Here is an 11,948-nt window from a genome sequence, read left to right on the forward strand (position 1 = left end):
CTCCCTTTGAAATATATGGGTTTATTTTAACATGTGAAATAGTAAACAGGTATTCTACGAAATGACTAGAAATATGACATAATTTGAATTATTTTGTCAGGTAGTCAAACAAGGCTAGTCAGGAGGGCCCGTTTCTTTCTTTCAGGCAAGGGTATCGATCCTTCTTCCTATAAAAAACGGCCTGGACAGGCGTCCTTTTGACTAGGTGATATGCCGTTCTTTTTTTGAGCGAAATGTGCTGTGTGCACTCTGAATTTCACTTGGTTATAAAGTAGCACTACATTTGGAGTGTGAAGCAATGCTTTTATTCCTGCCATTCTTAGGTAAATGTATGGAGGAGGCCGATTTGGAGCACGAGAAACAACAAAAAATTGAATAAAACAGCATATTTCTACAATTATCAAACCTTGTTACTCTAGATTTGAATGGAAGAAATGGAATCTGAAAGCAATCAAAAAGAAAAGTAGGTAATAACGATGTCCGGGATAGGAAAACTTAAAAAAAGACAAAGGCGATTCATTTTTGAAAGTGAATCGAATAAAAGGTGGTATGTTCTGCTGATTACCGGCAGTCTGGGCCTCATGATTACTCTTATGCTGGTATTCTTTTCAGCGCTCGGTCTATATTTTGATCCGAATCTTCCCAGGTTAGAGGCCAAGGGAACAGGAGAGATGCCACAAATCAGCCCAACGGAGACGAAGCCGCCAGAGTACGTAGATTCCATTAATACGACAAATGAAAAATATCTTAATCAAGGAATCGAATATGAACCCGAAATCCATGCTTTTTATGTCAACTGGGATAAGAACAGTGAACAATCCTTTAGGAAGAACATTGAGGAAATTGACGTTCTGATTCCCCAATGGTTTGGTCTCACCCCCAGTCTGGAAATTGAAAGTGACGTACAAAAGGAAATCGCGGATTTAGCCAAAAAGAATGATGTAAAGGTAACCCCTCTTATTCACAATCAACGTGACGGGTTGTGGAATCAGGAAACGATACATAAATTATTGCATTCACCGCAAGCTCAACAGAAAGTCATACACGAGCTGCACCAACAAATAAAAAAATATGGATTTGATGGAATCAATATCGACTTTGAGAATTTGAATCCAAGTGACAGGGATCTATTGACAGCCTTCATTAAGGAGCTTTACAAGGTGTTCCATGCAGACGGCCTTACGGTTTCAATCGACGTGCCGCCTGCAAATAAAGCATTTGATTATAAAGAGCTGGAAAAGTACGCGGATAAAATCATCATCATGTCCTACGATGAAAATGTCCTTCATCCTGGTCCCATTGCTTCGGCATCGTGGTTTAAGGAAAGCCTCTCCCAAATCTCTCCAGAAAAGCTGGTCGCTGGCTTGGGGAATTATGGATATGATTGGGATTGGGAGACCAGTGAGGCTGGAGAAGCTGTATCGTTTGATGATGTCATGAGGCTGGCTGATCAGGCAGACTTGAAGGTCCAATGGGACGATATGAGCAAAACGCCTTACCTAAAATACAAGGATGAAGGCAAACTGCATGAAATCTGGTTCCTGGACAGTGTTACCTTCCATAACCAGATGAAGATGTCAGCAGAAGCAGGCGCACAAGGTGTGGCGTTATGGAGGCTGGGCACCGAAGATCCATCCATTTGGGATGTGATAAAGGGCCATCCTGCAGAGGAGCTGCTGACCGTTAAAAACGGCGGCAATATTTACAGCAACGGAGAAGGAAATGTCTTTCGAGCCGCAGGAAATTGGGAAGAGGGGGAGCGAAGCCTCCAATTTGATGAAGCTGGTTTCATAAAAGGCCAATCTTATCTAGCAAATCCGAAATTCTCCGAGATTGAACATTTGGCCAATCGGGACAATAAGGAGGTTGTCCTGACCTTTGATGACGGACCCGACCCTGAATACACGAGGGATATTTTGGAGATTCTCAATCGTTATGATGTGAAAGCTTCCTTTTTTATAATTGGTAAAAAGGCGATGGTCAACCAGGACCTGGTTAAACAAATCTATCAGGAGGGTCATGAGATTGGCAACCACACTTTTACCCATCCATTTACGAATGAGATATCCGATGAGCAGTTAAAAGTGGAACTCAACAGTACCCAGCGCATCATCCAGGGGATCACCGGGCGTTCATCGGTTTTATATCGATCTCCATACGGCGATGAAGAGGCGAAATACCTTCAGTCCCACTTTGAGAGGATGAGGGATGTCACTCAAATGGGATACATCACGGTCAACTATGATATTGACTCAAAGGACTGGAAAGCAAACGACGGAAAGGAAATTGTCGATACTGTCATGAGCCAGGTGTCCAACGGCGATATTATTCTGCTGCACGATGGGGGCGGAGAGAGATCCGCCACCGTCGAGGCGCTTCCTGAATTAATTGAAGAATTGCAGGGTCAGGGCTATACGTTTGTGACCATCAGCGAGCTTCTGGGAGAAAGCAAGGACTCGGTGATGGCCCCGGTTCCAAACGCGGAAAATCCAATCGTAAAGAGCTCCAAGGTGATGCTCTTCCATGTAACGAATTTTAACCAAGTGATTTTTATTTTGCTATATTGCGTGATTATCATTTTGGTTTTGCGCCTCCTCCTGCTGGCTTTCTTAGCCATAAGGCATAAAAGACAGGTGGTTTATCCCGAGCCGGATCCTTCCTATCATCCTGCTGTCAGTGTGGTGATTGCCGCCTTCAATGAAGAAAAGGTCATCGGGAAGACAATCGATTCCATCCTGAAAAGCCGTTATTCCAACCTGGAAGTGATTGTCGTGGATGATGGATCGGAGGATGAGACAGGACAGATTACCTCTAAATTTGGGAGCAAAAAGGTCCGTCTTATTCAAAAGGAAAATGGCGGAAAAACGTCTGCTGTCAATTTGGGCATCCGTAATGCAAAAGGGGATATCATCATTGCAGTGGATGCTGATACGGTTGTTGCCCCCGATACTATTGCTCGTCTGGTCCGTCATTTTTCAGACGACAGGGTGGCAGCTGTATCGGGAAATGTAAGGGTAGGAAATGTGAAAAATCTGCTGACGGCATGGCAGCATGTTGAGTATGTGACTGGCTTCAATTTAGAAAAGCGCGCTTTTGCCGCGCTGGGAAGCGTGACGGTTGTTCCTGGTGCAATAGGGGCCTGGCGGAAACAAGTGGTAGAACAGCTCGGCTATTTTGCAGCGGATACATTGGCGGAAGATACGGATATGACATTAAAGATTGTACGCAGCGGGTACAGGGTGTTGATCGATGAGCAGGCATATGCTTATACAGAGGCACCAGAAACGATAGGCGCCTTCTTAAAGCAGCGTTTTAGATGGACCTTTGGAACCTTGCAATGTCTCTGGAAACATAAAAGGGCCTTGCGGGAAACCAATCAGAAAGCACTGGGGCTTGTTGCCCTCCCTAATATGTTCCTGTTTCAATTTGTGGTTCCTTCTTTTGCCCCGCTTTTGGATTTGCTGTTTGTTTTTGGAATCCTAATGGGTGAGGTTAAAAATTCCGTGCTGGTATTTGCCTGTTACCTGCTGATTGATTTCCTTATTTGCACCATGGCTTTCAGGATGGAAAAGCTGGGGCTCAAACCGCTCCTGACCCTCTTCCTCCAGAGAATAGCCTATCGTTATCTGTTGCTGTTTGTCGCGTGGAAATCCATACTGGCTGCTCTCAAAGGAAAGCGTATAGGATGGAACAAGCTGGAGCGGGCAGGAGCGGTGAAGGAAGTTCCTGTCATCACCGGGGCTATGACGAGAAATATGGATTAAGTTAGTTCCATAATTATGGAGTCCAATGATTTGGCACAAATTAAAACATGTTATAGTAAAAGAAAAACCAGAGCCGGCGAGTCATCGCCGGCTCTGGTTTTTTCAACTGCCAAGGGGAAGGGGGGAACCTTCCTAACAATCGTTTTTACTCCTGTGTGGCAAACTGAAGCATCCTTCCATATAAATTCACAATGGATTGCCCGTACGTATCCCCGGGGACGGCCCATTTGCCATTCAGGTCAACCCATGTGGGCGCGGATCCCCTGTTTACAAGGTCAAACCGGGGGTCTACAAGAGGGTAGTGGTCCGGCAATGGAGCCTCGGTGGCATAGGCGTACAGGTGTTGAAGGTGGGCGAGCACACCTTGTTCGGCTGTCTCAAAGCTGGCGCCGCGGACCTCTCCACCCGTGGCCCCGATGCCGGCATAGTTGTTCTGGCTGCTGCGCACCACGCCGGTATAGCGAAAATAATCGGTTTCATGGATGGCCTGCGCATACGCGACATCGCCCCTAATGCCATAATATCCGCCGAGATGGGAGTAATAACTGCCGAGCTTAGGGGCCCCGGGATGGACGGTTCTCACAAAGGCATCCAGCTGCTCTGGAGAAAGGAGCGTCGGCCCCAGGATCGTCAGATTTTCCGGCAATGAAGATGCGTCCTGCAAATCCAGGCCGTTGTACAAGTCAGAGCCATCATTTCCAGGCCAATTATGATTGTTCATACTTTTCCTCCATATTGTGAAGTTAATAATTATCCTATGCCGCACCAGCGCCTTAGTGCCAGAAAGAGTGCCTGACCCCCGGCGCTTTAAAGCGCCGGGGGTCAGGCACCGTTTCGTGCTTTACACTGTTAAAGCCCGGTTGCCGCTTCGTCCCGGTTCTTCCTGTCTAATCAATGTATCTTGGCCATTTCTTGTAGCGGAGAATGAGATACATGGACAGCCCGTCACTGTATTTTCCATCTCCATACTCAACGGGTAGAAGGGCAAAAGTTGCGAACCAAATAGAAAAATAGGAGTATTTTTCAAAAACAGCCTTTGGTTCGAGGTATCCGTTTGCTATTAAATAGTTTAACAGAAAAGTGGAGCCCAGATTGAAGACAACACCGCCCGCATGTACAAAAAAGTGGGTGATGCAATTGCTCCATTTCAAGGGAGTGTAATCCACGTAAGAGTCAAGGAAATACATCCTGTGTATGGTGAATGGCCCTCTTTCAAACATGACTTTGCCCCGGCCGACGGCCACTTTGAACTTGCCACCAAACATACGCACAAAACAAGCGTGCCCCAATATATGCACAATCGAAACGATCGGATAGATTAGCAGGAATGCCCACAAAAACCCGATGAAATCTCTAAAACCAAACATGCTGTAAAACCTCCCATGATGCTGAAACTGCCCGCTAGCCCGCTAATAAGCCGAAACCGCATAGCAGATTAAGCGTCTCTGTTTCATCGAGGAGTATCTGCTGCTCCTTCCCTTTATATAACCTTTCCTCAAAACTTAACGGACAAATCGTGAATTTTTCCGCAGAAATTATTGCCATCTGCAACGTCGGCGTGCAATCGCCACCGCTTCACCGCAAAAAAGAGTGCCTGACCCCCGGCGCTTTAAAGCGCCGGGGGTCAGGCACCGTTTAACGCTTTGCTCTGTTAAATTCAACCTTCTTGCTGCCGGCCGAAATAGAAGATTCCCAGGCCGAGCCAGAAGAAAAACAGAGTGGCGGTGAAGATAAGGATTGGCACAGAACCGAAACTTGATACAAGGATGACCGAGGTGGCGGTGAACAGTCCGCCGCCGAGGAAAGGCTCGAACACCAGCTGCGTGTAGCCGAAGCCTGTTGTCTACTATGCTCATACCCGAGTTCAATGAAGGAAAACAGCACAAAATCTGCTATATTCACAGTCTGCTATTTTTGGTATTATTTAGAAACATGATGTTAAGGAGACGGTTTTATGAACAAACTTCGGCGTTATTATTCCCAGTTCCACCCTGTTGTCTGGGTTCTGCTGGCCGGTACGGTGTTGGCGCGCGGCTCGGCGTATATGACTCTGCCTTTTTTGGCCATCTATTTATCTTCGACCATGGAGCTTCATCCAGTACTTATAGGAATCACAATCGGCATCAGCCCGCTCACGGGAACAATAGGCGGCTTTTTTGGCGGCTACCTGTCCGACAAATTCGGCCGCAAGCCAGTGATGCTCTGGTCTGTGTTTGGTATCGGGCTGGTGTATTTCGGCTTCCTGATGGCGGAGGCACCCGGCTGGTTTATTTTATTCAATGCGCTGAACGGGCTGGCGAGCTCCTTCTTCGAACCTACTTCCCAGGCGCTGATCTCCGACCTGACGGCAAAGGAAAAACGGATGCGGGCATTCTCGCTCCGCTATACAGCGATCAACATCGGCGCTTCAGTCGGACCGCTGCTCGGGGCTTACCTGGCGCTATCCTCCGCCAAATCGGCATTCCTGGTCACTGGAGGCGTCTATCTCCTCTATGGGGCCGTCCTGCTGTATGTCCTGAATGCTTTTAAAACCAGGAGCCAGGCTGGGGGAGAGCGAATTACCATTTCCTCGAGCATAAAAATCATCGGCCGCGACAAAGCGCTCGGCTTTTTGATTCTCGGAAGCATTCTTGTCAACTTGGGATATGCGCAGATCGAGTCGAACCTGCCGCAGCATCTGTCGCTTTCGATTGAGAATTCGGTCTTTGTTTATTCCGTGCTGCTTTCCCTGAACGCCGGCCTTGTCGTCCTCCTTCAAATGCCGATCAGCCACTATGCCGAGCGGTTCCGGACGATGTCTGTGATGATGGCGGGAGCGGTGTTCATGGCAGCAGGACTGATGGGGTTCGGCCTGGTCAATGGCTGGGGCATAGCGCTTGTATCAATGGCGCTGCTGACGATTGGCGAAATCCTGATCTTCCCGTCAAGCTCGTACCTGATTGACCAGATTGCACCCGAGCATATGAGGGGAACCTATTTCGGCGCGGCCCAGTTCCGCAAACTTGGCCATTTCGCCGGCCCCATCCTCGGCGGTTTCTTGCTCAGCGGAGCGGGCGGCCTTGTGTTGTTTGCAGCGATGGCTGTCCTCGTTCTCTGCAGCACGCTGTTTTTCGTGATGGGAAACCGGGTTGTCGCTCCGGTGCCGGCAAGGGCAAAGTAAAAAAGGTGCCAGAGGCTGTAACTCCTCCTGGCACCTTTTTTAATCGATAAAATCAATTTTCTTTCCCTGCAGCTTCGGTATCTTGATTTTCAGCAATCCATCGCGGTAGGTGGCCTTCACCGTTTTTACATCAATCGGGGACGGCAGCGCGATGGTTCTGCTTGAACGCTGCAAATGTTCACGCCGGCGGAACACCTTGTTGGCCTCGTCTTCTTCTGTGTAGATATCCTGGTGTTTTACGGAGATTGTGAGACTGTTTCCAAGGATATCGATGCTAATCTGTTCCTTTTTGACGCCGGGAAGCTCGGCTGTGACAATATGCTGATTCTCGAGTTCGCGGACATCGACCGGGAAGGAAGTGTAAGGAAAAGGCTGTTTGAAAAAATCATCAATGCTCTGCAGAACGCCTCTGACCGGCTGCTCCTGGAAAAAATGATGAACATACTTCATCCATTCGCCAAAATGCTCTCCGCCCTGCTTTGGCTTGTCAGGTTTTTTCTCCATAACCATCCACCTCTATCAGCCATTTTTTTGTATACTATGCTGAATGTCGAGGTGCGGTGCCTGTGCCATTTGCAATAGGCCGAAGAAGCTTCCTTGGGGCTATTCCACATACTTCCTGATGGTTTCCTCCCAGACTTTATAGCCCTCACCATTCAAATGAACGCCGTCGACCGTATATTTTTTCGCAAGCTGCCCATCTTCCGACTCAAATTTTGGGTAGAGGTCGATATAGAAGGCATCTTGGTTTTGGGCCAGCTGCTTCAGCTCCTCGTTAATCTCGGTGATTTCCTCGTTTTTGATTGCTGATTTTGCATTCAGCTCCTCATGGGTCGGAAGCAGGCTCTGGATATAGATTTCGGTGTCCGGCAGCCCGTTTTTCAGAGTGCTCAGGATGCTTTGGTAATTTTTAAGAAGGCTGTCTTTTTTTACTCCTTCTTCAAGGTCGTTAATGCCAACCATGATGAAAATTTTTTCGGGTTTCTGGCTGATGACAGGCTCAAGCCTATTTAACACCCCTTTGGTGGTATCTCCGTAGATCCCCCGGTTTTTGATGTTTTTGCCTGGAAATGCTTCTTCCCACTCATTCATGTCAGTCAGGCTGTCACCAATCAGGATGGTTCCGCCGGCAGGGCCGGTAGTCGTTGAGAAGACATCATTTCTCGCGGCATAATAAGGGGAAGAGACGGTAACCTCTTCCTCGCCGATTTTATTTTCAAGCTTGCTGAACGTGTTGTAGTGATAAAAGGTGTAAAGCAATGCCCCGGCGAGTACAATGTTTAAAAATAAAGATATTTTCCATTTTTTTTGGCTGCTCATGATGTTTCATCCTCCAGGAATTCTGTGTATAATGATTTCCATGCTTTTTACCCTAAATTTCTATATAAATACCTTATAAAAATAAATTATAAAACGTAATATGTGGTAAGGAAGAATGAACAGCCATATTTTTATAAAATGGTTAACTAACATGAGCAAGTGGGTAAAGTAGAGAAATATTTTCGGCGTTTTTAATTTGAGGCGCGAAGGAGGCTGCTGCGGAATGTTCCTGAAGCTGAGATACCACGTCCATTTATTTCTTCACAGGCACAATGAAGCGCTGGTCAAGGATGCGCTGTGCACGAAATTGAAGGCACGCCTGATGGCAAAGGCCAATCATCATTTGATAAAGGCCAACAGCGTACTTGCGGAGCTTGAAGCGCAAGAAGGAAAAATCGTATAGGACCGGCAAAAATTTACATTGAAATACAGAGGCAAATCAGGTAGTATAAAAACACAGGCTGCGTTGCACGTAATCATAATAAAGTTTTAACCTTTAAGCTGTAAAAGGGAGTTTTAATTGAAACCGGAATGACAAGCCTCTGTCTATACGACAAGGAGGACATGCAGGAACGTTTCTGCGAACACCCACTTTGAGGAGTGGTGGTTTAAAACTTTCTTATATTCCATTACGGCAAATGCGGCTCTACATACCGTAAGCCAAGCCAGTTCCCAAAAGGGAGCTGGCTTTTTAACATGCTAAAGGGTGCCTGACCCCCACCGCTTTAAAGCGGTGGGGGTCAGGCACCCTTTCATGCTTTAGTGCGAAGCAAATGGAATTCCCATCTCATATCGAAAAACGAATAAGTCCTGATTTCTAAGTTGTATTCATTCCATTAAACCAGATAAAAGTGGCACATGATAAGAAGAAAGTTGACACAGACTTTTAGGGTCATTCTCTCAACACATCCTATCGCTTGGAATTAAATATCTATTCTTATCGTACCCGCCATATATTAATACCATATAAAGGGAGTGCTAAGCTTTGTAAAGAATAAGCGGCAACGGGCATTCTGACTTTATTTTGCAGCCAATTCATAGCAATAATGCCAGATAAACTGTACTTATCACGATTATAAAATGTATTAAGTGGAGAATAGTGTTTAAATCGTGGCGAAATAAAGAATTTTACGGAAGGACTCCATTTCTAAAATGGAAGAACGGATCCTTTAAATAAAGAAACCATCATCGGCATTTAGCGGTGATGGTTTCTTTAATCATGATTGTTTCCTGCTGTCCCCAGCCTTCGCGGGCTGCGGGCGCACTCCTGTCGTGATGGTGCCGAGTACTTCCCGGTCCATTTTGCTTCTGTCCTGGCCCATGCCTGGCAGTGTATTTGCCATCGGGAGCTGCTCCAGTTCCTTGCCTCTTGGCATTTGTCATCCACCTCCGGAATTTTTGGGGTCATTGCTTCCCTGCTTGCTGTCTTTGGCTTTTTGGTTAATCATTGGCTGCTCTTCGGCCAACTCTGTCGAAAAGTCGGTCTTGTAAACGCCGGGTATATAGCTATCAGAGTTGCGGCTTAAAACATGATCCCTGACATATACGTGGAAAAGCGGCTCTGTGGCCGTGATGGCCAAAGCTGAAAAGAACGCAGCGGTAAAAGGGGTAATGGCGATTTGGGCCATCACCACATAACTCAGCGCCCAAAGCATGATCAGCACAAGCCCAAAATCGGCCAGTATGGCAACCGGGTTCCCGAATTTCGGGTAAATATACAAGTCTCCGGCTACATAGGCAACACCAGTGGTCACCAGGGCAAGGAACAGGATGGATGTTAGCGAGACATCATTAAAAATGCCATAAAGCGAGAAAAGGACCGTTCCGACTATTGCAAACTTAATCAATAACGCCCAAACATGCTTCAATCTGATTCCCTCCAGTTCGCCGCATTCCTAAGCCGCGGCCGTGTCTCTTGTACTTAAGTTGCTATTACGGGAAGGAAAACATGCAGGGTGCGGGAGGATTCCGAATTTTACCATAACCAGGAGAGGGGATTGACAATATCAAAACTTTTTGAGATGCTGTTTATCTTTAATGCTGCATAAACTATAATAGTTTTTAAAAACATGTTTAGGGGTAGGGAATAATTGGATTTATTACATGTACAAAAATTGGTGAATGATCTATTGCTCCGGTCAGGCAGTGATGTGTATGTTAAGCTGGAAGACTCTTTTCCGGGGGCCCGGATGGTGGGAGGCAAGTACAGCCTCGCAACCCATACTGTCACCCTGTATCTTGACGAAATCAAGAAGCAGTGCCTGCACCTGTTTTCAACGCTCGATTGTTTGGATGAATACTTAACCGTTGTCTTTGCCCATGAAGTTGGACACGCGGAAGATGCCGAACTGGACCTTCTTTCCTACCAGCTTTCAAAAAGCACAGATGAACTTGAACGCACGGAAATTGCCTTGAGAATCGAAGAAAACGCCTGGGAGAACGCCCGCACACTAACAGCCGGCATCAACCAGGACCTCTTCAACACCATCTACCATCACTCCACCCAACTCTACAAAACAAAACTCCATCACCACACCACAGCACTAAACGGTGCCTGACCCCACTTACGGTGAAGGGGTAAAGAGTGCCTGACCCGCGGTGCGGTGATGGGATAAAGGGTGCCTGACCCCGCTGCAGGGCCTTTTTGAGGCCTGCAGTTTTTTTGTTTTTGTTGCTGGGTCATTTGGATGAGTTAGTAGGAAACGTCCTGTTTGTTTCCAAATAGGCGTTTTCGGGGCTTGCTGCCGATTTTTACATAGATTTGTCCTTCTTTGGACCTGAATAATTTAACTCCTAAGAACCTTAAAGGGGTATAAATTTCTTTCATATGAATCAGGGGCATGTCCATTTCCTCCTGTTTGTAAAAAATTGTCTATACCCATTGTAACAAAAAGTGGAATATTATGACTATTTATCTACTAAAAAGGTCCCATTACTTTTCGACTAATTTCGCGCTCTGCACTAGGAATAATGTCGCATCCTAAGACATTCAATAGTTTCCACCATATCCATTGTTCACACCTTCGCCATAATCTTTTTAACAAATTGTGAACAAGTTCACAAACAACACCCAACCATCCAACAATCTGGTATATTTACAGTGTAATCATTACTAAATCATTCAACCGAAAGGAAGCGATCCTTATGTTCGCAACATTTTTAAGGGAAAACAAAATTGCTGCTGGTATCCTTCTTGCCATTCGATTATTCCTCGGCTTTGCCTGGATGACAGCTGGCTGGGGCAAACTGACCGGAGGATTTGACGCTTCAGGCTTTCTCAAAAACGCCATTGCCAATCCAGTCACCGGCCCAGACGGAAACGCGGTTTATGGCTGGTACGTCAACTTCCTGGAAAGCTTCGCGCTTCCAAACATTGATCTTTTCAACTTTCTTGTTCCGCTTGGAGAGTTCCTTGTAGGCCTAGGCCTGATCCTTGGCGCCCTGACAACGGCAGCCGCGTTCTTCGGCCTTGTGATGAACTTCTCTTTCTTCCTTGCCGGAACCGTGTCCCATAACCCAACAGACATTTTCCTTGGCGCCATCATCCTGTTTGCTGGCTATAATGCAGGCCGCTACGGTCTTGACCGCTGTATCGTGCCGTTCATGAACAAAAAGTTCAACAAGAAAGCTCCTGTATCCGCAGGAAAAGCTGCTTAAAACACAATTTAAAACTTCCTTAAACCAATAGATAAAAAATGCCTGTC

The 11,948-nt window shown here is 46.5% G+C and carries 12 protein-coding genes and 1 other RNA gene; 6 read left to right on the forward strand and 7 right to left on the reverse strand.

The genetic code is table 11. From position 1 onward, the window contains the following. The first annotated feature begins 476 nt into the window (after positions 1 to 476). Positions 477 to 3,764, forward strand: a complete 3,288-nt coding sequence (locus WQ57_RS07000; protein ID WP_046523032.1) for a trifunctional glycoside hydrolase family 18/polysaccharide deacetylase/glycosyltransferase family 2 protein — start codon at positions 477 to 479, stop codon at positions 3,762 to 3,764. A 145-nt stretch (positions 3,765 to 3,909) separates the two neighbouring features. Here WQ57_RS07000 and WQ57_RS07005 read toward each other — a convergent pair whose 3' ends face one another. The 3 genes from WQ57_RS07005 to WQ57_RS26550 form a co-directional block, all read right to left on the reverse strand. Beyond that, on the reverse strand, positions 3,910 to 4,485 hold the full coding sequence (locus tag WQ57_RS07005) for a glucosaminidase domain-containing protein (protein WP_052948665.1): 576 nt from the start codon (positions 4,483 to 4,485) through the stop codon (positions 3,910 to 3,912). Positions 4,486 to 4,651: 166 nt separating this feature from the next. Further along, on the reverse strand, positions 4,652 to 5,131 hold the full coding sequence (locus WQ57_RS07010) for a hypothetical protein (protein ID WP_046523033.1): 480 nt from the start codon (positions 5,129 to 5,131) through the stop codon (positions 4,652 to 4,654). A 290-nt stretch (positions 5,132 to 5,421) separates the two neighbouring features. Continuing rightward, on the reverse strand, positions 5,422 to 5,580 hold the full coding sequence (locus WQ57_RS26550; protein WP_156183072.1) for a hypothetical protein: 159 nt from the start codon (positions 5,578 to 5,580) through the stop codon (positions 5,422 to 5,424). A 138-nt stretch (positions 5,581 to 5,718) separates the two neighbouring features. Here WQ57_RS26550 and WQ57_RS07015 point away from each other — a divergent pair, with 138 nt between their 5' ends. After that, positions 5,719 to 6,924, forward strand: coding sequence for an MDR family MFS transporter (locus WQ57_RS07015; RefSeq protein WP_046523034.1), 1,206 nt, complete (start codon positions 5,719 to 5,721; stop codon positions 6,922 to 6,924). A gap of 39 nt (positions 6,925 to 6,963) precedes the next feature. Here WQ57_RS07015 and WQ57_RS07020 read toward each other — a convergent pair whose 3' ends face one another. Together WQ57_RS07020 and WQ57_RS07025 are read right to left on the reverse strand one after the other, a co-directional pair. Then, positions 6,964 to 7,428 (reverse strand): Hsp20/alpha crystallin family protein, encoded by a 465-nt coding sequence (locus WQ57_RS07020; protein ID WP_052948666.1) that lies wholly within the window; start codon positions 7,426 to 7,428, stop codon positions 6,964 to 6,966. Between the two features lie 99 nt (positions 7,429 to 7,527). Beyond that, the gene (locus tag WQ57_RS07025) at positions 7,528 to 8,244 is read right to left on the reverse strand and encodes a GDSL-type esterase/lipase family protein (RefSeq protein ID WP_046523036.1); all 717 of its coding nucleotides are present in this window, start codon (positions 8,242 to 8,244) and stop codon (positions 7,528 to 7,530) included. 223 nt (positions 8,245 to 8,467) lie between these two features. Between WQ57_RS07025 and WQ57_RS07030 the strand changes: the two genes are divergently transcribed. Both WQ57_RS07030 and ssrS read left to right on the forward strand, forming a co-directional pair. After that, complete coding sequence (locus WQ57_RS07030; protein WP_046523037.1) at positions 8,468 to 8,647, forward strand: hypothetical protein; 180 nt, start codon at positions 8,468 to 8,470, stop codon at positions 8,645 to 8,647. A 52-nt stretch (positions 8,648 to 8,699) separates the two neighbouring features. Further along, a non-coding RNA gene (gene ssrS, locus WQ57_RS25870) (6S RNA) lies at positions 8,700 to 8,895 on the forward strand. A 566-nt stretch (positions 8,896 to 9,461) separates the two neighbouring features. Here the strand turns inward: ssrS and WQ57_RS26950 are convergent. Continuing rightward, positions 9,462 to 9,620, reverse strand: coding sequence for a hypothetical protein (locus WQ57_RS26950; protein WP_046523038.1), 159 nt, complete (start codon positions 9,618 to 9,620; stop codon positions 9,462 to 9,464). A 3-nt stretch (positions 9,621 to 9,623) separates the two neighbouring features. Further along, a complete protein-coding gene (locus WQ57_RS07040) occupies positions 9,624 to 10,112 on the reverse strand; it encodes a YndM family protein (protein ID WP_046523039.1) in 489 nt (162 codons plus the stop codon). A 222-nt stretch (positions 10,113 to 10,334) separates the two neighbouring features. Between WQ57_RS07040 and WQ57_RS07045 the strand changes: the two genes are divergently transcribed. Together WQ57_RS07045 and WQ57_RS07050 are read left to right on the forward strand one after the other, a co-directional pair. Beyond that, on the forward strand, positions 10,335 to 10,802 hold the full coding sequence (locus WQ57_RS07045) for a hypothetical protein (RefSeq protein ID WP_046523040.1): 468 nt from the start codon (positions 10,335 to 10,337) through the stop codon (positions 10,800 to 10,802). A gap of 586 nt (positions 10,803 to 11,388) precedes the next feature. Continuing rightward, a complete protein-coding gene (locus WQ57_RS07050) occupies positions 11,389 to 11,901 on the forward strand; it encodes a DoxX family protein (protein WP_046523041.1) in 513 nt (170 codons plus the stop codon). Positions 11,902 to 11,948: the final 47 nt, after the last annotated feature.

The sequence above is a fragment of the Mesobacillus campisalis genome (assembly GCF_000986785.1).
GTDB classification, from domain to species: domain Bacteria; phylum Bacillota; class Bacilli; order Bacillales; family Cytobacillaceae; genus Mesobacillus_B; species Mesobacillus_B campisalis.